This window comes from Labilibaculum filiforme, from assembly GCF_002843315.1.
Classification (GTDB): Bacteria; Bacteroidota; Bacteroidia; order Bacteroidales; family Marinifilaceae; genus Labilibaculum; species Labilibaculum filiforme.
Genome location: NZ_MVDD01000007.1, coordinates 31,769 through 54,756, shown reverse-complemented (window position 1 = coordinate 54,756; position 22,988 = coordinate 31,769). Strand labels below are relative to the sequence as shown.

At 35.1% G+C, this 22,988-nt stretch carries 16 protein-coding genes and 2 tRNA genes; 14 read left to right on the top strand and 4 right to left on the bottom strand.

Going from position 1 to position 22,988, the window contains the following annotated elements:
- Positions 1-73: 73 nt before the first annotated feature.
- The 4 genes from BZG02_RS11065 to BZG02_RS11050 form a co-directional block, all read right to left on the bottom strand.
- The gene (locus BZG02_RS11065) at positions 74-679 is read right to left on the bottom strand and encodes a ribonuclease HII (RefSeq protein ID WP_101261498.1); all 606 of its coding nucleotides are present in this window, start codon (positions 677-679) and stop codon (positions 74-76) included.
- A 65-nt stretch (positions 680-744) separates the two neighbouring features.
- Positions 745-1,779, bottom strand: coding sequence for a hypothetical protein (locus BZG02_RS11060; protein WP_143470455.1), 1,035 nt, complete (start codon positions 1,777-1,779; stop codon positions 745-747).
- 64 nt (positions 1,780-1,843) lie between these two features.
- Positions 1,844-2,521 carry a DUF4956 domain-containing protein gene (locus BZG02_RS11055; RefSeq protein WP_101261496.1) on the bottom strand — a complete coding sequence of 226 codons (678 nt, stop codon included), beginning with the start codon at positions 2,519-2,521 and terminating at the stop codon, positions 1,844-1,846.
- A 12-nt stretch (positions 2,522-2,533) separates the two neighbouring features.
- Positions 2,534-3,682, bottom strand: a complete 1,149-nt coding sequence (locus BZG02_RS11050; protein WP_101261495.1) for a metallophosphoesterase — start codon at positions 3,680-3,682, stop codon at positions 2,534-2,536.
- 134 nt (positions 3,683-3,816) lie between these two features.
- Here BZG02_RS11050 and BZG02_RS11045 point away from each other — a divergent pair, with 134 nt between their 5' ends.
- The 14 genes from BZG02_RS11045 to sov all read left to right on the top strand — a co-directional run bounded on the left by BZG02_RS11045 (position 3,817) and on the right by sov (position 22,854).
- Positions 3,817-4,260, top strand: coding sequence for a DUF4268 domain-containing protein (locus BZG02_RS11045; RefSeq protein WP_101261494.1), 444 nt, complete (start codon positions 3,817-3,819; stop codon positions 4,258-4,260).
- Positions 4,261-4,435: 175 nt separating this feature from the next.
- Positions 4,436-4,507: transfer RNA gene (locus tag BZG02_RS11040), tRNA-Met, on the top strand.
- Between the two features lie 62 nt (positions 4,508-4,569).
- A tRNA-Met gene (locus BZG02_RS11035) sits at positions 4,570-4,641 on the top strand.
- 122 nt (positions 4,642-4,763) lie between these two features.
- The gene (locus BZG02_RS11030) at positions 4,764-5,636 is read left to right on the top strand and encodes a M23 family metallopeptidase (RefSeq protein WP_101261493.1); all 873 of its coding nucleotides are present in this window, start codon (positions 4,764-4,766) and stop codon (positions 5,634-5,636) included.
- A 24-nt stretch (positions 5,637-5,660) separates the two neighbouring features.
- Positions 5,661-6,809 carry a 1-deoxy-D-xylulose-5-phosphate reductoisomerase gene (locus tag BZG02_RS11025; protein ID WP_101261492.1) on the top strand — a complete coding sequence of 383 codons (1,149 nt, stop codon included), beginning with the start codon at positions 5,661-5,663 and terminating at the stop codon, positions 6,807-6,809.
- Positions 6,810-6,888: 79 nt separating this feature from the next.
- Positions 6,889-8,244, top strand: a complete 1,356-nt coding sequence (gene rseP / locus BZG02_RS11020) for an RIP metalloprotease RseP (protein WP_101261491.1) — start codon at positions 6,889-6,891, stop codon at positions 8,242-8,244.
- A gap of 52 nt (positions 8,245-8,296) precedes the next feature.
- Positions 8,297-8,494 (top strand): twin-arginine translocase TatA/TatE family subunit, encoded by a 198-nt coding sequence (gene tatA / locus BZG02_RS11015; RefSeq protein WP_101261490.1) that lies wholly within the window; start codon positions 8,297-8,299, stop codon positions 8,492-8,494.
- A 215-nt stretch (positions 8,495-8,709) separates the two neighbouring features.
- Positions 8,710-10,158: a lytic transglycosylase domain-containing protein gene (locus BZG02_RS11010; protein WP_180335696.1), complete on the top strand. Its 1,449-nt coding sequence runs from the start codon at positions 8,710-8,712 to the stop codon at positions 10,156-10,158.
- A gap of 29 nt (positions 10,159-10,187) precedes the next feature.
- On the top strand, positions 10,188-11,186 hold the full coding sequence (locus BZG02_RS11005) for a DUF4837 family protein (protein WP_101261488.1): 999 nt from the start codon (positions 10,188-10,190) through the stop codon (positions 11,184-11,186).
- 3 nt (positions 11,187-11,189) lie between these two features.
- Positions 11,190-11,570, top strand: coding sequence for a hypothetical protein (locus BZG02_RS11000; RefSeq protein ID WP_245868084.1), 381 nt, complete (start codon positions 11,190-11,192; stop codon positions 11,568-11,570).
- 217 nt (positions 11,571-11,787) lie between these two features.
- The gene (locus BZG02_RS10995) at positions 11,788-13,227 is read left to right on the top strand and encodes a leucyl aminopeptidase family protein (protein ID WP_101261487.1); all 1,440 of its coding nucleotides are present in this window, start codon (positions 11,788-11,790) and stop codon (positions 13,225-13,227) included.
- Between the two features lie 244 nt (positions 13,228-13,471).
- On the top strand, positions 13,472-14,527 hold the full coding sequence (pdxA, locus tag BZG02_RS10990; RefSeq protein ID WP_101261486.1) for a 4-hydroxythreonine-4-phosphate dehydrogenase PdxA: 1,056 nt from the start codon (positions 13,472-13,474) through the stop codon (positions 14,525-14,527).
- 142 nt (positions 14,528-14,669) lie between these two features.
- Complete coding sequence (ruvA, locus tag BZG02_RS10985; RefSeq protein WP_101261485.1) at positions 14,670-15,251, top strand: Holliday junction branch migration protein RuvA; 582 nt, start codon at positions 14,670-14,672, stop codon at positions 15,249-15,251.
- Between the two features lie 43 nt (positions 15,252-15,294).
- Complete coding sequence (gene sov, locus BZG02_RS10980; RefSeq protein ID WP_101261484.1) at positions 15,295-22,854, top strand: T9SS outer membrane translocon Sov/SprA; 7,560 nt, start codon at positions 15,295-15,297, stop codon at positions 22,852-22,854.
- Positions 22,855-22,988: the final 134 nt, after the last annotated feature.

Below are 22,988 nucleotides of genomic sequence, written 5' to 3'. Positions count from 1 at the left end.
TTAAAATTAGATGAACCCTGTGTTTTTCTCGTTAAAGAGAATTGATAATTGCTTGCTAATGAGCCTTTCTTCTTTAGAATTTCAGTTCAAGTTGATCGGGTAACAAGGCAAAAGTTTTTCGGTGGATGCTGTTTATTCCATGTTCTCGAATCGCCATACGATGTTTTTTAGTCGGATATCCTTTGTTATTTTTCCAATCGTAATATGGAAATTTTTCATGCTCTAATAACATAAAGTCATCGCGGTAAGTTTTTGCCAATACAGAGGCCGCTGCAATAGATAAGTATTTTCCATCTCCTTTTACTATGCAGGTATGATTGATATTGGGATAGGGATTGAAACGGTTGCCATCAATAAGTAGGTGCTCAGGGCTCGTTTTAAGTTGTTCAACAGCTCTGTGCATTGCTAAAAACGAGGCATTTAATATATTTATTTGGTCGATTTCGGTATGACTTACAATGCCTACAGCCCAGGCAATTGCTTCTTTCTCAATAATTTCCCGAAGCAGATATCTATTCTTTTCGGATAGTTTTTTTGAATCGTTTAATAAATGGTTGGAGAAGTTTTTGGGTAGGATTACAGCAGCGGCGAAAACAGGGCCGGCTAGGCATCCGCGTCCAGCTTCGTCGCAACCAGCCTCAATCAAATTTTTGTGTAAAAAGGGAGCTAAATTAGTCATCGATATAGTATTTGTCTGTAAAAATAGACAGTATTTTCAGTGGAATCAAGTATGCGGTGTGCTATTTATTTTTTGTGCTTTATTATTCGGGCGGCATCAATAAATTCAGAATTTACCTGTTTCGAATCGTCTATTATCTCATAAAATTCATCGAAATAATTTAAAGCGCGTTCTTTTTCGCTATCCTCTAAATAGCTACAATTGGTGTATAAATCATACACAAACTTCTTTTTCATTCTAAACTCCTTAAATATAGATTCAAGTTCTTCTTCTGTTCTTTGATATCCTCGGTATAAGCGATCATGAATGGATTTAATATCGAGTTTTGCGTTAGGAACGGCATAAGGAGCATTCACTAAGCTAGACCAGTCGAAGTCGTAAGGTACTGCTATTAAACGCGAAGTTGGCTTTTTAGAAATTAGTTTAATATTATGAAGGGTAGGGACTCCCCAATCGGTATTTCCTATCATGTATTGAAAAATAGCGAGTTTGGTTATTTTACCAATGTTAGTACGATCTTGATGTACTTTTTTGTCGTAGCGGGTTATCTTCCCATTTCGGCGAGCCATTTTTTTAAAATCTTCAATAAAAAAAGCCAGTTTTGTAAGCTCTTTTAGGTCGTCTTCACTGTCTTTATAGGTTATTTTTACCATTCTAACCCGAAAGCTTTCGGGAGTGAAAATAGAATATGCTTTATAAATAAGATATTCTTGCACAAGCATTTGTTCGAATTTAGAATTTCGATTTTGGCAATGTGATACCAATTTTAGTTTGTGATTATCGTGGAAAACGGAATAGTTCGACTCTGATTTATTAAATTTTATGGTGAGAGGCGGAAATGCACATATGCTTCGATCTTTTCTAAAATTCCCTCTGGTTTTAAGATTCACAATCATCGATACAATTGAATCTCCAAGTACGTAGGAAAGTCGTCCTTTGTGATATTCGTTATCCTCACCAACGTCTTTTACCAGGCCTTTTAAATCGGTGGTTATCGAAATTTCGAGAAGGGAATCGGATTCAAATAAATCGGGAGCATGATAAACAGAATCTATTTTCTCCTGTATAGTTGCAAAAAGGCATGTACTTCCTGTCGTCAAAAAAAGAAGTATTAAAAAAGTGTAGTGTCGAAAAAGTATTGTCATCAAGCAAGGGTTTCGTTAATCAGGTGCTTCTTTCGCTTAGTTCAGCATCGGTTAATATATTGGGAGTTGCGGCTTCTTTGTAGAATACAATTAGTTTTATGCTTTTTTTTGCTAAATCTATTTGTCCAATACTAAATTTTGCAACCACCATTCCTGTTCGGGTTTGTATGTCGTCGATTAATTCTGCATGCCGACTGGGATGAATTAAATCAAGCCGGTCGTATACTATGGTTCTTCTGGCAAGATGGCGTTTCATCCACACTCGTTCCATTACCCAAGTGGTAGCCATAAAAGCAGTGTTGGTAAACGCAATTTCACTAAAACTAACTTCTCCTCTGGTTAGCGCATTAATTACAGATATGGTAATGACTAAAAATAGATAAGTCATTTCGCGAATGGGTATGGTATCGGTTCGGTACCTTATAATCCCAAAGATTGCAAATAATCCGAGAGCAAAACCTAGTTGTAACTCAATGCTTCCAAGTAGGAAACAAAGAAAAAATACGGTTGTACTAATCATGATATAGGTAAAAACGTAGGATCGTTTTCCTGTAGCTCTAAAATAAACGTAGTTAATTACAAAAACGGTTACCCCCAAATTCAGAAGGAATCGAAGCATTAATTCCAGAATATTATTCGAGTACATAAATGATGTTGGAATATTCGAGTTTGTTATTATAGCAGTAAAAAAATCCATATTCTTTCCGTTTTATTGTAATCGTTCTTTTTCCTTATGTGCAAATATCCGATAATATTTCTGATTCTCTATAAGTAGAGCTTGGTCAATATAGTTTGGATCACCTATCGGTACATCCATACCAATTAGTTTAAACGAATAAAATGCATATACTTTAGCAACAGGTGTATGCCCAAAAATGATAACATTAGAATTGTAAAATTCCAGAGTCTTTAATACATCCTGTAAAGAGATACGTTCGTAACTTGGAGTTCTGGATAAGTAGCCACGATACCATAACGGACTATTCGAATATAAAAATAAATCTACTTGTGTGGTATCTTCAAGAGCTGTGTAGTTGTTCAGATGGTATCTCATTTTAGTATTTACCTCGTTTATACTCATTTTTTGTTCCAGAAATTCAGGGGAAATGCCACCGTGTACAAATAACTGTTCTCCAATACGTACAAGTGTATTTTTTGAACGTAACCATCTGCCCAAAACCGACTTTTTGTCGAAAAAATGAGAGTAGTGAAATTGAATATGATGAGCCGCATGTTGATATTTATTCACCACATATCGATCATCGAATAGTAGGGCCATCATTTCATGATTTCCAAGCAGGTAATGAACCATTCCTCCCTGTTTCTTCGCTTGAATTTCTAATTGAAAAATGAACCATAAACATTCGGTAACCTTATCACCTCTGTCAAAAACATCTCCTGTAAAAACTATTTGCCCATCCCCAAAATTCCATCTATTGCTTGCATCAATAATATTGTTGTAGCGTAAAATGGCCAGTAAGGATTCAAATTCCCCATGAATATCTCCCAAAACAACTATTTTGTTACTTGAAGGGTTTTCTCCATTTTCTGATTTAATCTTGTTCGGAATAAAATAGGTTAACGTATCTTTTCCGGCAAATCCGCGGAACATGAGGGTGTCATTTTTAAAACGAAATGTTTTACTGATTTTTTTGGTTCTGTTTTTTATACTGTCGTGCACCACATAAAAAACTTCCATTCTCGACAAGGAGACGTATCTTACATGAGGACCTTCAACGTAACTTGCAACCAAAAGAGAATCTTTACAGATAGTATCCTGAGTAAAAGATGCCTGCGATGGCAGGGAAATAAGCAGGAATAAGAATTGTATATATATGGAAATCTGTTTTATCGGCATTAAAATTTTATTGTGTTATTTAGAGTGTTTAAAGATAAGATTAATTTTCATCTTAATTTAATTCGAATTCATATTCTTCCAAGCCATTATATCTAGCAAGATATCCTTATTTTTGTAAAAAATAAAGTTGCAACATGTATACAAAGGAAGAAGCGAAAGAAGCAAAGATCCAGTTTTGGGATGGATTTAAAAGATATTCAAAAGAGAAAGGTAGAAAAATGACATCCTGGGTTTTGCGCGGAACCCAAATTAAGGAAGTGCAGTTGAAGTTTGATTTGAATGAGAATGGCGCATTTGTAATTTTGCAATTTGATAGCAAATTAGAATCGAAAAGACATTCTGTTTATGAGCGGTTTGAAAAATATAAGCCGGTAATAATGGAAACGTGTGGAGCAGATTTAAAATGGGAAAAAGATTACTTTATTGAAGGATTTAAAGAGGTAGGTATGATTTATTATCACTTAAAAGGAGCTTCGATCTACAATAAAGAGGATTGGAATAGCTACTATGAATTCATGTTTGCGAAAATGACAATTTTAGAGGAAGCGTTTTTAGACGTGAAAGAGGTTGTATTGTAACAAGTTTTTGATATTTTTTTTGAGCTTCGTATCTGTATGATTGACAGAGGGTACATCTTGCTTTAGCTCAATATTTGTAAGGGGTTGTCGAAATATTATTCCAATAATTTTGTTTTCGAACAAAAGCCTCCTATCTTTGCAACCGCAAAACGAAAGATATGTCTTAAAAATATATTGCGGGATGGAGCAGTGGTAGCTCGTTGGGCTCATAACCCAAAGGTCGTCAGTTCGAGTCTGGCTCCCGCTACTAAGATTTAGGATAAGAAAGCCTAAAAAGACATTATAAGATTGTATCTTTTGAAAATATATTGCGGGATGGAGCAGTGGTAGCTCGTTGGGCTCATAACCCAAAGGTCGTCAGTTCGAGTCTGGCTCCCGCTACTACCGAAAGGGCTTTGGAGAAATCCAAAGCCCTTTTTTTATTGCCAATTTTTACCCTCTCAGAAGTGAATATTTTACGCTAATTCTCTTACCTTTGCGTAAATATTTTAGATCCTTTGATTATGAGTCGTTTAAAAGATAAAAAACCTTTACTTGAGAAATTAAAAAACAAATACAGGTTAACTATTTCCAATGAAGGTACTTTTGATGAGGTATTATCGATTCGATTATCACGTTTAAATGTTTTTACCGTTACAGGATTGTTTTCTATTATTCTGATTGCTTTGGTAACATTGTTCATTGCTTTTACTCCTTTGCGTGAATATATTCCTGGTTATCCCGATGGTGAAATGAGAAGAAATATCGAGAATAATGCAATTTTAGTTGATTCTTTAATTGTTGAGCTCGATAAAAAAGATCGGTTTTTTCAGGGAATTCGAAACGTTGTTTCAGGAAATGATTTTGATAATGTTGTTGAGAATGCGGATGATTCAATTGTTGATCCTAAGTATAAAGATTTGAGTTTTACTACCTCTTCTAACGATTCTGTTTTTCGGAAGGAGCATGAGGAGGATGAAAAATATAATTTATCATTAGGTGGTGCCGTAAAGGCTCGTGGGTTATCAAATACTCACTTTTTTGCACCAATTAAAGGAATGATTACAAATCATTACGATAGTAGAATTGAACACTTTGGAACCGATATTGTTGGAGGTTTAAATGAAAGGATATCTTCGGTATTAGACGGAACCGTAGTTTTCTCCGAATGGACATTAAATACTGGTTACGTAATTCAAATTCAACATTCCAATAATTTATTGTCTATTTATAAACACAACTCCGAATTGTTAAAGAAAACAGGCGAGCATGTGAAGGCTGGTGAGGCAATTGCTTTGCTTGGTAATTCGGGAGAACTTACATCCGGACCTCATTTACATTTCGAATTGTGGCACAATGGTCAAGCATTAAATCCTGAGGATTTTATCAAATTCTAAATACAAACAAAACTCTAATTATTGATGAGTAAACATATTGCCATTTTGGGATCTACTGGTTCCATAGGAACACAGACCTTAGAAGTGGTGGAGGCAAATCCTGATGAATTTATTGTGGATGTGCTAACAGCAAATACGAATATTGAATTGTTAATTCAACAAGCGAAAAAATTTCATCCAGATGTTGTTGTCATTGCTTGCGAAGAAAAATATGCAGCACTTTCCGAAGCTCTAAAAGAGGAGCCTATAAAGGTATATGCTGGAATTGATGCCATTGCACAAGTAGTTCAAATGTCGTCTATCGATGTTGTAGTTACTGCAATGGTTGGCTATTCAGGACTTCTTCCTACCATTAAAGCAATCGAGGCTAAAAAGAATATCGCTTTGGCAAACAAAGAAACTCTAGTGGTTGCTGGCGAAATTATTCAAAAGCTGGCTTTAGAGAATGGAGTGAATATTTATCCGGTAGATTCGGAACATTCAGCAATATTCCAATGCTTATCAGGAGAGTTCGAGAATTCTATTGAAAAGATATACTTAACAGCTTCAGGAGGTCCATTTCGAGGGAAGGATAAGAAATTTCTCGAAAAGGTTACTTCTAAGCAGGCTTTGAAGCATCCCAATTGGGAGATGGGAGCAAAAATTACTATCGACTCTGCTAGTATGATGAATAAAGGCTTTGAGGCGATAGAGGCCAAGTGGTTGTTCGATTTAAAGGCCTCTCAGATTGATGTAATTGTGCATCCGCAATCAATTGTTCATTCTATTGTGCAATTTGAAGATGGTTCTATGAAAGCACAAATGGGATTGCCGGATATGAAACTTCCCATCCAGTTTGCACTAACTTATCCGAAAAGATTAAAAACCAATTTTGCCCGTTTCAATTTTCTGGATTATCCGAGTCTGAGTTTCGAGGCTGCTGATTCAAAGAATTTTAAAAATCTAGATTTGGCTTATCAAGCCATGGAGAAAGGTGGGAATTTACCTTGTATTATAAATGCAGCTAACGAAATTATGGTGGAGGCTTTCCTAAGAAATGAGGTCGGATTTTTACAAATGAGCGATATTATTGAAAATTGTATGCATAAAGCCGATTTTATTAAAAATCCAGGCTACGAAGATTATGTGTTTACCGATAAGGAAGCTAGAAAGCTTGCTTTATCTATGTTGTAAAAAATACCTATCTTAGGCATCCGCTAATTTATTGGAGGTTTTTGCCGATAAAAGTGTTTAAATTATTAATTGAAATTGAATGGAAGTAGTTGTTAAAATAGGACAGTTTTTGTTGAGTTTGTCCATCTTGGTTGTGTTACATGAATTAGGACACTTTGCATTTGCAAAATTGTTTAAAACTAGAGTGGAGAAGTTCTACATGTTTTTTAATCCTGGATTTTCTTTGTTTAAATTCACAAAAGGAGAAACAGAATATGGTATTGGATGGTTACCACTTGGTGGGTATGTGAAAATTTCTGGAATGATCGATGAATCGATGGATAAGGAGCAGATGAAATTACCACCAGAACCTTATGAGTTTCGATCGAAACCAGCATGGCAACGACTATTGATTATGGTTGGTGGCGTTTTGGTAAATTTTATTTTAGCATTTGTTATCTATATCGCAGTTCTTTATTCTTGGGGAGAACAATACCTTCCTGTCGAAAATGTAAAATATGGAGTTGTTTGCGATTCATTGGCCGAGAGTATCGGTTTGCAGGATGGCGACAAGATCGTTTCCTTAGATAATAAGAAGATTGAAAAATTTAATGATATTATTCCTGATATTCTTTTGAATGGTCCAAAATCGATTCAGTTTATAAGAAATAATGAGCAACAAAGTATCGAGATTCCTTCCTCTTTTGTTCCTGCTTTATTGGAGAGAAGTAGTAAAGGGTTTGCTTTAAGTCCAGTATTCGATATTCGTTATCCATATAGCGCCATATCTATTGGTAAAGTAGTAGAAGAATCTCCGGCAAGTGAAGCTGGAATTTTGAAAGGAGATAAAATTGTTTCGATCGATTCTGTTGGCTTCGAGTACTACGATCAACTGCAAACTAATTTGCTTGCAAATAAAAGTAAGGAGGTTTTAGTGCAGTTAAATCGTGATGGAGAATTGTTGCAAGTTAAGCTTACCGTTGGTGATGATGGAAAATTAGGGTTCTACCCTCAAATGGAAGCTGGAGTATTAGAGTATGCAACTTTAAAATATAGTTTCGTTGAATCAATTCCTGCAGGTTTTAATAAAGGCATCGATAAATTATCGGATTATTTAAAGCAGTTTAAACTGATTTTCTCTTCGGAAACTAAAGCATATAAATCAATTGGTGGTTTTATAACAATAGGCAGTATATTTCCGGGCGTTTGGGATTGGCATGCTTTCTGGAACTTAACAGCATTCTTGTCTATTATTTTAGCAATTATGAATATTCTTCCAATTCCTGCCTTAGATGGTGGTCATGTAATGTTCTTGATGTATGAGATAGTTACTGGAAGAAAGCCTGGCGATAAATTTATGGAGTATGCACAGATTACCGGGATGGTATTACTGTTTGGGCTTCTAATATTTGCGAATGGTAATGATATCGTGAAATGGATTTCTAATATGAAATAAGAATTTCATTAAAATTAGTAACTTAGTAGTATAAATCATTAAAAAAATAGATATGAATCTTTTTGTTTTAGCCGGAATGGTTGGCCCCTGGCAAATCGTAATTATTGTATTTGTAATTGTACTTCTTTTTGGAGGGAAAAAAATTCCGGAACTAATGAAAGGATTAGGGCAAGGAATGAAGGAGTTTAAAAAAGCTACAGATCAGGACGATAAGGATAAGAGTAAAGATAAAGAATCAGAAAATAAATAATTCATTAAAGGCGGGATTTACTTCCTGCCTTTTTTTTTGTGATTTTTTTATTTAAAACTCAATAAAATGGCACTGAAAACTAACTTTTTAGTTATTTAGATTCATTTTGCGTGTAACATTTAGAAATAAATGTTTTTTTTATGTTATTTTGGTCTTGAAATAGCATCGTGTCGCATTAAATTACGAAATTTAAGGGCACTTAAATGTTAATATCTATGGGGAAATATTTACTTCTTTTCATTATTAACTTGGCTTTTGTCACTCAGACAGATGCCCAGTCTCTTTTTGATGTTCTTAATAAAGAAAAACCGGAGAATATTAATGAAATTAATCAGCGACTAATCCATTTTACATCGGAGATACTAAAAGAAGATCTTCCTAAAAATGTGATTCTTGATGCGAATTATATTCCTGTTTTTACCGATGAAATATATCAGGAAAGAATGAATAAACTCAATATGCAAAGTCCAATTGAATTGGATTTTAAGCCTATTGTAAGAAGATATATTGATGCCTACGCTATTCGTCATCGGGCAAAAACCGCCAAAATTATTGAACGCTCCGAATTGTATTTTCCATTATTTGAAGAGTATCTGGATAAATATGAGTTGCCACTTGAATTAAAATATTTGGCAGTGATAGAATCTGCACTCGATCCAAAAGCAAAATCACGATCCGGAGCTATGGGTTTATGGCAGTTCATGTTTAATGCCAGTAAAATGTTCGATTTAAGAATTACTTCTTATATAGACGAGAGAATGGATCCAGAGAAATCGACAGAAGCAGCATGCAAATATTTGCAATATTTGCATCGGATTTTTGGCGATTGGCAACTGGCATTGGCTGCCTATAACGGTGGACCTGGTATTGTTCGCGAGGCCATTCAACGTTCTGGTGGGAAAACCAATTTTTGGGAAATATCTCCTTATTTACCTGAACAAACCAGAAATTATGTACCGGCATTTATTGCCGTAAATTACGTAATGAATTATAGTTCAGAACACAATATTGTTCCAGCTAAAAATGTTTATCCCTACTTTCGAATTTCGCCGGTTACTGTAAATAAGCCAGTTTCTTTTAAGTATGTTGCTAAAGTTCTCGATTTGTCTTTGGAGGCGGTTCGAGAATTGAATCCAATTTATAAATGCGATTTAATTCCTTTGTGTGAGCTTCCTGCTAAATTAGTGCTTCCAATTGCTAAAGTTGGAGATTTTATCGATTCGGAAGAGATTATTTATGGCATGAAAGAGGAACCTAAAAAGTATCTGGAATTGCAAAAAGATCTTTCTAGTACCGACGGAAAATATTGTATTCTTCACAAAGTGGAGGCAGGAGAGTATTTTCATAAAATAGCAATGAAATACGCTTGTACAATTAATAATATCAAAGAGTGGAACGATATGGAGAGTCCGGATATTTTTATTGGACAGAAATTAAAAATTTGGGTATATCCTTCCGATACTTTGGCTCAAAAGCCACAAAGAGATCCGTCGTTGAAAAAAAGCCGGTTTTTGTTATATGAAGTTCAGTCGGGAGATAGTTTAAGATCAATTGCTGACAGGTTTCAGTTAGAATCGACGAACGATTTGGTAGAATTAAATAGTATTACTCGTTCTAAGGAATTAGTGCCTGGAATGGTATTAAAAATAGTTCATTACGAATAGAAACATTTGTCTCTGTAAACTTAAAAATTATGAAGAGAATAATTCAAACAGTATTATTTAGTTTGCTTGTGGTAGTAAGTATTTCTTCCTGCAAAAAAACAACACAGGGCTTACGGCCTACTGTAACTGGAGCATCTGGAGAAGTAGTAGTATTAATCAACGATGCTTTATATGAAGGAAGTGTGGGAGATACTTTAAAATCTGTATTAAATGATACTCAAATTGGATTGCCACAAGATGAGTCTCTATTTAACATACTGCAACTTACGCACAATGAGTTTTCCAGTATGTTTAAAACTCACCGAAGTATCTTGGATCTACGGGTGTCGTCAAAAGTTACCGAGAATAAGATTTCCGTTAAGAATGAATTGTATGCAAAAACACAATCGTTCATGAAAATCGAAGCAAAGAGTAATAAGGAGATGATTCAACTTTTGAGTGAAAATAAAAATAAAATTATCGCTTATTTTCATGTTGGAGAACGGGATCGAATACTTAAAGTTTTCAAAAAGAGTGCTGTTCAGGAAATTTTTGAAAAACTAAAAGAGAAAAATGGTTTCACCTTGTCTTTTCCTCCTGGATATACTATTAATAAGGAAGAGGCTGATTTTATTTGGGTGAGTAAAGAAACACCAAGTACCAGTCAAGGTATGTTTATTTATACCTACGATTATCTTTCCGAAGATGCATTTTTAAAAGAAGCGGTAGTAAAAAAGAGAAATTTCTTACTGGAAAAATATGTCCCTGGACCTAAGGAAGGGAGCTATATGTGTACTGAAATGGGTTTTCCGATCTCGAATCGTCAATTCGAGTTTTTCGACAATTATGCTTCCGAAACACGAGGCTTGTGGAAAGTGAATGGCGATTTTATGGGTGGTCCTTTTGTTAATATCACTTTTCTCGACCAAAAGAACAATAGAGTAGTTTGCTTGGATTCATACGTTTACTATCCGAACCACGACAAACGAGAATTGTTGAGGGAATTGGAAGCGATCATGTACTCTTACACTAGTATCGAAAAAAAATAGAACGTGAATTTACCCGATTTAAAAAATTTGAGCATTGAACCTTATCGTAATCGCGAGGAGGTAATTCGGCAAGTGGCAGCCCAAATCGAAAAAGATTTTGATCAGTTTGGTTTGGAGGTGAAATTTTCCGGGGAAATTCATAATGCTTACGAAGAACTTTTTAATCAATTAAATGAGCATATCGCTTATTTGCTGGATCGGGATTATCACCGATTAGTGTTACTATTGTATCAGATCGATGTGAACGAGAAACAAATAATTAGAACAGAATTGGATTTTCCGGATGTTCCGAAATCAGAATTACTGACAGAATTAATTATTTTACGAGAACTGAAGAAAGTACTCATTAGAAATTATTTCAAAGAAAATCCCGATAAATTGTAAAAACAACCGCAGCTTTGAACTGCGGTTTTTATTTTCATACTCAAGGAGTAATGTTTTCCGCCTGGTTTTTTACTATTTTTACTTGACTATAAAAATCAACTGAAGATATTTGTTTATTACTACATTAAGGGGATGCAATGAAAGTAGTAGTTGTATCTTGCGGTAATACAAGTGTTCACGTTGATAAATCAGGACTTCACTCTAAATAGTAGTTTCCATGAAAATAGAAGTAAAAAGCAATCAGAAGTTGAACAAGAACGATAATGTTCTTTTTTTAGCTACAAGTGAAAATTATAAAAATCTTCCTCTTTCCGAGCAGGAAATGAAGTTTGTCGATGCGCAAATTGCCGACGAAGTTCTTTTAATTGAACTGAATCGTTATACACAAAAGCTGTATTTACATGTAACTGATACCAAGAAGTTTGCCGATTCCGATTTAGAAAAAATGAGGAAATTGGGTTTCTCTTTGCATGGCAAAATTCAGGAAAGTAAAATCACCAAAATTGTTTTGCAGGATATGCTGAACGATTTGGAGGCAATTCTTGCTTTAACAGAAGGTATTGCATTAAGTAATTATCAATTTCTAAAATACTTTACGGATACAAAAAAATTAAAGCATACGCTTCAAGAAGTTTTTATTGATAGTAGTGTTGTAGGTCAAAACCATGTGGATGAGTTAATTGCTATAGTAGAGGGAGTACGGTTTGCTCGTGAATTGGTAAATGAACCATTAAGCTACCTTACAGCAGAAAAACTTAGCGAGGAAATTCGTACAATGGGAAGTAAAGCTGGATTTTCGGTGGAAGTTTTTGGAAAGAAAAAAATTGAAAGTTTAAAAATGGGAGGTTTGCTGGCAGTGAATAAAGGAAGTATTGATGAGCCAACTTTTTCTATTTTAGAGTGGAAATCAAAAGACGCAGTAAATGCCAAACCTATTGTTTTTGTTGGGAAAGGAGTTGTTTACGATACAGGAGGATTGAGCCTGAAGCCTACTAAAGATAGCATGGATTTGATGAAATCGGACATGGGTGGTGCTGCATCGGTAGCCGGAGCTATTTATGCAATCGCGAAAGCTAAATTACCAATTCATGTTATTGGTTTGATTCCAGCAACCGATAATCGCCCTGGTGGGAATGCTTATGTTCCTGGTGATGTTGTTGAAATGTATAATGGGAAAACAGTGGAGGTTTTAAATACCGATGCCGAAGGAAGAATGCTTTTGGCCGATGCTCTTAGTTACGCCGATATGTACAAACCAGAATTTGTTGTTGATTTGGCTACTTTAACAGGTGCAGCCGCCGTTGCCATTGGTCAATATGGTATGGTTGCAATGGGAAACGATGCGAGTAAAGATAAAATGATTCAACTAAAGGTGTCGGGAGAAAAAGTGTATGAACGATTGGTTGAGTTTCCTTTCTGGGAAGAGTTTGGAGAGTTAATAAAGTCGGACATTGCAGATTTAAAGAACCTTGGTGGCCGGGATGGAGGAGCAATTACTGCTGGGAAGTTTTTAGAGCATTTTACCAATTATCCATGGATTCATCTGGATATTGCCGGACCTGCATTTATAAGTGCTACCGATAATTATAGAGGGAAAGGTGGTACAGGGGTTGGTGTACGATTGTTATTTGAATTTATTAAACAATATCGCTCATAGAATAATTGAAAAGATGATGCTCTTTTATTGAATCTTTCTATTTTTGTAATGATTTTCTAAAATGAAAGCACAATGTCTTGCAAATGTGTTTCTTAATCCTTCGGTTCTTTGTATTTACAAAGGCAGATGGCTGCAGAAGTATAGATATAACTGATTATTTTCTTGTTCAGTATTTTTGGTAATAGCAAATTACAATAGAACAATTGAAAGTAATATCAGTCCACTGATATAAAATGAATGACAGATGAAAAACACTAAAATAAGAGTTGGAATCACTCATGGCGATATTAACGGAATAGGCTACGAGGTTATTATTAAAAGTTTGATGGATGAAAGGATGTACGAGCTTTGTACACCTATTATTTATGGTTCTCCAAAAGTAGCAGCCTATCACCGAAAAGCTCTTGATATAGAAACCTTTAGTTTAAATAATATAAAGGAAGCTCAGGAAGCACATCCGAATCGAACCAATATTATTAATTGTGTCGATGAAAATATAAAAGTTGAATTAGGAAAATCCACAAGTAGTGCTGGCGAATCAGCATTTAAGGCTTTAGAAGCTGCAGTTGCCGATTTAGAAAAGGGATTAATTGATGTGTTGGTGACAGCTCCAATCAATAAAAAGAATATTCAATCTAAAGATTTTGTATTTCCAGGTCACACCGAATATCTAGAAAGCAAATTGAATTCTGGAAAATCATTAATGCTTTTAATTAGTGATAAGCTTAGAGTGGGAGTTGTTGCAGGTCATGTACCTATTTCGAAAGTTCCCGAAGTAGTTACAAAAGAGAATATTATAAGTAAGTTGAATATCCTGAATAGTTCTTTACAGAAGGATTTTGGAATTAGAAAACCACGAATTGCGGTCTTAAGCTTAAATCCGCATGCTGGCGACGAAGGGTTAATTGGCACAGAAGAAATCGATGTAATAATTCCTGCTTTGGATGAAGCTCGCGAAAAGGGAATTATGGCCTTAGGACCTTATCCTGCCGATGGTTTCTTTGGTTCGTCAGATTATCTAAAATTTGATGCTATTTTGGCAATGTATCATGATCAAGGCTTGGCTCCTTTTAAAGCTTTGGCTTTTGATTCTGGTGTGAATTTTACAGCTGGATTATCTAAAATTAGAACATCACCAGCACACGGAACAGCCTATTCTATTGCAGGAACAAATGTTGCGTCTGAAAAATCTTTTCAGCAAGCCTTGTATATGGCAATTGATGTTTATAGAAATCGAGAAAATTTCGAAGAAATTAGTAAGAATCCGATGCAAACATCAGAAGCATCAAAAAATTCGTAATTAACTTTCAAAAAAATAGTGAAAAGAGCGGTTGAATCTAAATCGCTCTTTTATTTTTTGTTAAAAGGGAAGTATTGATTATAAAAATTGCATAATTTTACATATTTTAACGTTCTAAACAAGGAAATCCAATTCATATTTTATGTTTGAGTATATCAAAGGAATAATTGCTGAGCTAACACCAACCTCGGTAGTTATTGAAACTAACGGAATTGGGTATTTTTTAAATATATCATTAAATACCTATTCTAAATTGTCTGGACATAGAGAGGTGCAGTTGTATTTGCATCAGGTGGTGCGCGAAGATGCACATATTTTGTTTGGTTTTATAGATGCGAATGAGAGAGGAATTTTTCGTTATCTAATATCGGTGTCGGGTGTTGGTGCAAACACTGCTCGAATGATGCTTTCCTCTTTAACGCCTTCCGAAATTCAAACTGCAATTATTTCGAGTGATGTAAAAACATTACAGGGAGTAAAAGGAATTGGTGCTAAGTCGGCACAGCGAATTATTATCGAACTAAAAGATAAACTTGGAAAAGATACTGATATATCCGACTTTTCTTTGCCGCAGAACAATACTACCAAAGAAGAAGCGTTATCTGCTTTAGTAATGTTAGGATTTGCAAAGAATTCGGTGACTAAAGTTATAGATAAACTTTTTACAGCGAATCGCGATGCAAGTGTTGAGGATCTAATTAAACTGGCCTTGAAACAATTGTAATTTAAAGAACGTAATTGCTTTACTAACCTAAGGTAATCAACCATTGAAGAAACTGATTAAATTTATATTGACTGTTTTTATAGTATTGTTCTGTAGTGCTCTGGGAAGTAACTACAGTCTGAATGCTCGTAACTCCATTTTGAATAATGAGTTACAAGTAACACAGCAACAGGATACTACCAAACGAACAAAAAGCGGAACGAATCGCGTAGTTAATGCAAAATCTCCATTCTACAAAGATAATCCTGATGCTAAAGACAACTCTTTACCTTATCCTTTTGATGATGTAAATGATAATTTGGAATTTGGATCTCAGAATCAATCTCCTCTTTATCTTAAAGATCCTCAAAATATTCAAACCTCTATTGAGTACGATCCTGTTTCGGGCAACTATATTTTAGTAACTCGAATTGGCGATGTGGATTATCGTCGTCCAATTAGCATGACTGAGGAAGAGTACAAACAATACGAAGCAGATAAGTCGCTTCGAGATTATTGGATGGAGAGAAGTAAAAGTGATGGTGCTGGTGGAGATGAATTAGTTCCAGATTTGAAATTAGGAGGACAATTTGTTGATAAAATTTTTGGCAGCAATACAATTTCAATCAAACCGCAGGGATCAGCTGAATTAACTTTTGGTATTAATACTACCAAGGTCGAAAATCCAACCCTTCCTGTAAATCTTAGAAAAACAACCAGCTTCGATTTCGATGAGAAGATTCAAATGAACGTAACGGGTACCGTTGGCGAGAAGTTGAAAATGGATGTAAATTACAATACCGAGGCTACTTTTGATTTCGAAAATCAGATGCGTTTGGAATATTCTGGTGACGAAGATGAAATTATTAAGAAAATTGAAGCTGGGAATGTTTCAATGCCAATCTCCAATACACTGATCACAGGCGGTCAAAATTTGTTTGGGGTAAAGGCGCAAATGCAATTCGGAAAGTTATCTGTTACATCTATTTTTTCTCAGCAAAAAGGGGAAACTAGCGTTATTGAAATGGAGAATGGTGCTCAAGAAAATGAGTTTGAAATTTCAGTAGATAAATACGAAGCAAACCGACATTTTTTCCTATCCAAATATTTTTACGATCATTACGATCAGGCATTGAAAAATCTTCCTGTTATTAATTCGGGGATTGCCATAAATAAAGTGGAGGTTTGGGTAACAAATAAAACTTCCAATTTTCAGGATTCCAGAAACCTTGTTGCTTATGTAGATTTGGCCGAGGATGCTGCTAATATTTCTAATCCCTCAGTATTTTCGCAAACAGGAACAGGTAATTTACCGAACAACGAGTTGAATGATCTGTATCAGCAAATGACAAGCACCTATTCTGGTATTCGTGATATTAATCAGGTTACAAGTACATTGAATCCATTAGCTCCCAGTTTTGTTAGCGGTACCGATTACGAAAAAGTGGAAAATGCACGAAAACTATCCGAATCGGAATATTCGGTGAATGAAAAATTGGGTTATATTTCATTAAGCCAAGCATTAAATGCAGATGAAGTTTTAGCGGTTTCGTTCGAGTATACTTACAGAGGACAAGTGTTTCGAGTGGGAGAATTTACCAGCGATGGTGTTAGTGCTCCTCAAACCCTTATTATGAAGTTGCTGAAAGGAACCAATCTGAGTCCTAAAATGCCTACCTGGAAATTAATGATGAAAAACATCTATAATATTGGTGCTTTTCAAGTAAATCAAGAGGATTTTATATTAAACGTATTGTACCAAAATGCGAATGCTGGTACCTCAATTAACTACATTACCGAAGGAGATATTAAAAATAAAAGTCTGCTTGAGGTTTTAAATGTTGATAATTTGAATTCACAATTGGATCCGGGTGCCGATGGCATGTTCGATTTTATTGATGGAATTACAATTTACTCAACCAATGGACGAATTATATTTCCAGAGATTGAGCCTTTTGGTAGTTACTTAAGAGAAAAAATTAATAACGATGCAATTGCAGATAAGTATGTATTCGAGGAACTTTATACCTTAACGCAGAACGATGCACAACAAATTGCCGAAAAAAATAAGTATAGTTTAAAAGGTAGTTACAAATCATCAACAAGTTCGGAGATCTCGTTAAATGCCCTAAATGTGGAACCAGGTTCGGTTAGTGTTAAAGCGGGGGGACGGGAGCTTGTCGAAAATATTGATTATACGGTTGATTACACCTTAGGAAGGGTGAAAATTATCAATCAAAGTTTATTGGAATCAAGCACCCCAATTTCTATTTCATCAGAAAATAATTCACTATTTAATATCCAAACTAAAACATTAATGGGTGTTCAAATGGATTATCAGTTTAATGATGATTTTAATCTTGGTGCCACCATGATGCATCTTTCGGAACAGCCTTTAACACAAAAAGTTAATATTGGCGATGAGCCAATATCAAATACTATTTGGGGATTAAATGGTAGTTATAGAACCGAATCTGAATTTTTAACCCGGATGGTCGATAAAATTCCATTTATTGAAACCAAAGAACCGTCATCAATTGCTATTGAAGGTGAATTTGCTCAGCTGATTCCTGGTCACAATAAAGCAATTGGTAGTTCGGGAACATCATATATCGATGATTTTGAGGGAACAGAAACTTCGATTGACATGAAAAGTTTAAGTTCTTGGGTTTTGGCAAGTACTCCTCAAAATAATGAAAGCCTTTTCCCGGAAGGAAATTTGAATAATGATTTAGCTTATGGATATAACCGTGCGAAATTAGCTTGGTACGTTATTGATCCTTTATTTCTACGAAATAGTTCGGCAACACCGGGGCATATAAAATCCGATAAGGATCAACAATCGAATCATTTTGTTCGAGAAATATACGAAGAAGAAATCTGGCCAAATAAAGAAACTGCTTCGGGGGTTCCAACCAATATTTCTGTGTTGAATATGGCTTATTATCCAGACGAAAAAGGTCCTTATAATTTTGATGTAGACGGACAGGCTGGGATTTCTCAAGGGATGAATCCGGATGGTTCTCTTAAAGCGCCAGAATCGAGATGGGGTGGTATTATGCGGAAAATTGAAACTAATGATTTCGAAGCAGCAAATATTGCCTACGTGGAGTTTTGGATGATGGATCCATTCGTTTACGAGCAAAATCATAAAGGAGGGGATTTGTATTTTAACCTTGGAAATGTTTCAGAGGATATATTAAGAGATTCTAGAAAATCATTTGAGAACGGTTTGCCAACCGATGAAGTGGTTACTTTGGTAGACAGTACAAAATGGGGTCGTGTTCCTTTGGTTCAATCTTTGGTAAATGCTTTCGATAACAATACAAATTCCAGAAGGTATCAGGATGTTGGATTGGACGGATTGAATTCGGAGGATGAGTTGACTTACTTTAATGAATATATTCAAGCAATAAGTATTTCTGCAAACTTAGGAGCTGGTTCAGGAGCATATGTATTGGCTCAAAATGATCCATCGGGTGATGATTATCATTACTTTAGAGGAGCCGATTACGATAGCGATGAAGTGAGTATTTTGGATCGTTATAAAAAATATAATGGTCCGGAGGGTAACTCACCTACATCGGAATTATCGGGTAGTTCTTATCCTACATCTGCAACCACATTGCCGGATGTTGAGGACATTAACCATGATAATACTTTAAGTGAAACAGAAGCATATTATCAATACAAAGTACATTTGACACCAACAGAAATGCAGGTGGGGCAAAACTTCATTGTTGATAAGGTAACCAGCACTGTGGATTTGGAAAACGGTACAGAAGGTTCTGTTAATTGGTACCAATTTAAGATTCCGGTTGATGAGTTTGACGATTCTTATGGTAATATAAGTGATTTTACATCCATTCGTTTTATGAGAATGTTCATGAAAGATTTTGAAGAAGATGTGGTTCTTCGATTTGCAACTCTTGATTTAGTGCGTGATGATTGGAGAAGATACGATCAATCGATCAATGAAAATGAAATGGATGATATCGTTTCGGAAGCAGGTTTTGATATTACAGCAGTAAATATCGAGGAGAATGCAAGTAAAGAACCAGTTAATTATATTTTACCTCCAGGTATCGATCGCGTGGTGGATCCAAGTAATCCTCAATTGATCCAATTGAACGAACAAGCGATACTGTTAAAGATTACTGATTTGGAAGATGGAAAAGGGAGAGGGGCATACAAAACCCTTAACATGGACGTTCGAAAATATGGTAAGTTTAAAATGGATGTTCATGCGGAACAAATTGAAGGTTATGCTCTTGGAGACGATGAAGTAAGTGTATTTGTTCGTTTAGGTTCAGATTATCAGGACAATTACTACGAATATGAAATTCCATTAAAATTAACTCCAGCTGGTCTTTATAATGGAGATAGTGACGATGATCGTTTAACCGTTTGGCCAGATGAAAATCGATTCGATTTTAAACTTAGTTTGTTTCAAACCATAAAACAATTAAGAAATGATGCTGTTCGGAGTTCTAGTGCAAATTATTCCGATGTATACGATTTAAAAGTTGCAGCCTTGTCTAGCGACGCGGATGCCTTGCACGACGAGCATATTGTTAGAATAAAGGGAAATCCAAATCTTGCAACTATTAAAACCATTATGATTGGGGTGAAAAATCCTTCTGATGATGGTACAGGCATGGACGATAATCAGTTAAAATCTGTTGAAGTTTGGTTAAACGAAATGCGACTAACTGATTTTGATGAAGATGGTGGTTGGGCTGCTAACCTTAGGGTTACAACAAAGTTGGCCGATTTTGGTACAGTGACTTGGGCAGGAAGTAAAATTACTTCTGGATTCGGAGGAATTGAAGATGGTGTGAACGATCGTTACCAAGATAATATTTTTCAGTACGATTTGTCCGCTAGTTTTGAGTTAGGTAAATTCTTTCCTGAAAAATCTGGAGTGCGAATTCCTATGTATTATGCTATTTCCGAAGAAACGGTAAGTCCGGAGTACAATCCGTTAGATCCAGATATCCCATTGGATGTTGCACTGGATAATGCAGGTTCTAAATCGGAGCGTGACTCTATTGAAAAAATTTCTCAAGAATATACAAAAAGAAAGAGTTTTAACTTGACCAATGTTCGTATTGAAAAGGCAGAGGGAAAAGCAAAATTACTTGACGTTTCCAATTTGTCGCTTACCTATTCTTATAATGAAACTTATTCGAGAGATATAAGTACAGTTCGCGATTTGGAAAAAAATTACAGAGGTGTGCTGAGTTATAACTATAATAATGTTCCTAAAAATGTGCAACCATTTAAGCGGGTGAAAGCTTTTCAAAAGCCGATGTTTAGATTGCTGAAGGATTTTAATTTTTACTACTTGCCAACACAGCTTTCGTTCCGATCGGATTTGCAACGCTATTACCGCGAAATAGAAAAACGAAATATTCCTGAAGTTGGAAGTACAGACTTAACCACAATTAAAATCGATCCAACTTTTGATAAAGATTTTATTTGGTATCGGTATTACGATTTAAAATACAACCTAACCAAAGGATTGAAGTTTGATTTTTCTGCTACTAATACTTCTCGAATTGATGAACCTGATGGTATTGTGGATAAAGATAGAGATCGTGAATCCTATAATATATGGAAAGATTCTATTTGGAATAATTTGATGGATGGTGGTAGAAATATTCAGTACCATCATAACTTCAATCTTACGTATACGGTTCCAATAAATAAAATTCCATTGCTGAATTGGACTTCAGTTACTGCCCGTTATGCGGGTGCGTACGATTGGAATGCAGGGGCAATTACCGCTGATACTATCGAATTAGGAAATACCATTCGTAATTCGAACAACATTCAGGTAAACGGGCAGTTAAACATGGTTAATTTGTATAATAAGGTTGGTATTTTAAAAAGAATCAATCAAAAATACAGCTCCAACCGGAAATACAAAAAGAAAACTGATAGCTACAAAAAAGTAAATTACGAAAGTACGGTTGAAGAGTTAAAAGCAGGAATTCCTTATTCAATTTATCACAAACTATCCACCGAAGATATCAGTATTAAGGTATACGATACGCAAGGTAAGGAAGTAAATGTTAAAGTGAAAGCAGTAACAGGAAACCGGGCTAAGATTACAGCGAGCGAGGATGTGCGAAATGTTAGGGTAAGAGTAAACGGAAAGCTTTCAGAAAGCGACGGAATTTTTGCTTTAATTGGTGAAAATATACTTAGAGGTGTAATGAGTGTTCGTAATATTTCAATTAATTACTCGGAAATTAATTCCACCACTTTATCAGGATATATGCCACAAACGAATTATTTTGGTGGTGAATCGTATAATGGAACCAAAGCTCCAGGGTTTAATTTCCTAATTGGTAATCAGGACAATAATTTTGCTCAAACTGCTGCGGACAAAGGTTGGATTACAACAGATGAAAGCTTGTATGAACCATACGTTATGAGTCATACTCAAAACTTTACTATTCGAAGTACTATTGAACCTTTAAAAGGATTAAAAATTGATTTAACAGCAAATCGAAATTATTCTCGTAACCGGAGCGAATACTATATTTATGATTCGGGAAGTGATAAATTTACTGCCGAAAATTTGGTTAAATCTGGTAACTTCAGTATGAGTTTTATGAGTATAAAATCTGCCTTTTTTACCATTGGAAATACTGGTGACTATTCTTCTGAATACTTCGATAAGTTTTTAGAAATTAGAAAGAATGAAAGTTTGCGATTGGCAAAAGCGAGATATGGAGCAGATTACGACGAAAAAATGATAACCGAACAAGTTATGAAAGGAACTGAAGTAACAACTGTGGAGACCGGCTATTATGAAGGTTATGGAGAAACATCCCAGGAAGTTTTAATTCCAGCTTTCCTTAAGGCATATGGCAACGGTGGAAAGGGGTATGACAAACTGTTTCCTGCTATTACTCAAATGAAACCAAATTGGAGGGTTACCTTCGAAGGTTTGTCTAAATTACCTTTAATTAAAAGGTATTTTAAATCGATCAATTTGAGTCATTCTTATTCTGCTACCTACGATGTGGGTTCCTATAATACAAACTTAACTTATGAGGAAGGTGAAGATGGATTTAGTATTATTCGTGATATGTCGGATAACTTTTTACCTCTATACGAAGCCAACTCTATTTCTATAAATGAACAGTTTAATCCACTGATTAATGTGGATATGATCTGGAAAAATAATTTCTCTACTAGTTTTGAAATTAAAAGAACAAGAAATTTAATTCTCAGTTTGTCGAACACACAGCTTACCGAAGTTGCTTCCAACGAAATGATTTTTGGACTTGGTTACCGCTTCGATGATTTTGGAATGATAATAGGTTCTGGTTCTCGACAAAAGAAGTTTAAATCTGATTTAAATTTACGTGGCGACTTGTCCATTAGAAAAAATAATACGATTATCCGGAAAATTGTTGACGAGGTAGATCAGCTAACTTCAGGACAAAAAGTAGTAACGCTTAAATTTAGTGCCGACTATGTATTGAGTAATCGGTTTAATTTAAGATTGTATTACGATCGTATTGTGAATACTCCTTATGTTTCGCTTTCGTATCCAACTACAACAACCGAGTTTGGAGCAAGTATTCGTTTTACTCTTTCGAATTAATCAGATAATTTGGCTTGTTAACAGGGAAGAGTATCAATTTTTTTGTTGTGTCATCTAGAATGAATAAGAATAAGTTATTAAACATTCAATTCGGTAGGAGGTGATATTTTATAATTAAAAAAAAAATGTAAATT

Coding starts and splice junctions, on each gene's coding strand:
- BZG02_RS11065 (WP_101261498.1), bottom strand. CDS start 679: ATGACTAATTTAGCTCCCTTTTTACACAAAAATTTGATTGAGGCTGGT.
- BZG02_RS11055 (WP_101261496.1), bottom strand. CDS start 2,521: ATGGATTTTTTTACTGCTATAATAACAAACTCGAATATTCCAACATCA.
- BZG02_RS11050 (WP_101261495.1), bottom strand. CDS start 3,682: ATGCCGATAAAACAGATTTCCATATATATACAATTCTTATTCCTGCTT.
- BZG02_RS11045 (WP_101261494.1), top strand. CDS start 3,817: ATGTATACAAAGGAAGAAGCGAAAGAAGCAAAGATCCAGTTTTGGGAT.
- BZG02_RS11030 (WP_101261493.1), top strand. CDS start 4,764: ATGAGTCGTTTAAAAGATAAAAAACCTTTACTTGAGAAATTAAAAAAC.
- BZG02_RS11025 (WP_101261492.1), top strand. CDS start 5,661: ATGAGTAAACATATTGCCATTTTGGGATCTACTGGTTCCATAGGAACA.
- rseP (WP_101261491.1), top strand. CDS start 6,889: ATGGAAGTAGTTGTTAAAATAGGACAGTTTTTGTTGAGTTTGTCCATC.
- tatA (WP_101261490.1), top strand. CDS start 8,297: ATGAATCTTTTTGTTTTAGCCGGAATGGTTGGCCCCTGGCAAATCGTA.
- BZG02_RS11010 (WP_180335696.1), top strand. CDS start 8,710: ATGGGGAAATATTTACTTCTTTTCATTATTAACTTGGCTTTTGTCACT.
- BZG02_RS11005 (WP_101261488.1), top strand. CDS start 10,188: ATGAAGAGAATAATTCAAACAGTATTATTTAGTTTGCTTGTGGTAGTA.
- BZG02_RS10995 (WP_101261487.1), top strand. CDS start 11,788: ATGAAAATAGAAGTAAAAAGCAATCAGAAGTTGAACAAGAACGATAAT.
- pdxA (WP_101261486.1), top strand. CDS start 13,472: ATGAAAAACACTAAAATAAGAGTTGGAATCACTCATGGCGATATTAAC.
- ruvA (WP_101261485.1), top strand. CDS start 14,670: ATGTTTGAGTATATCAAAGGAATAATTGCTGAGCTAACACCAACCTCG.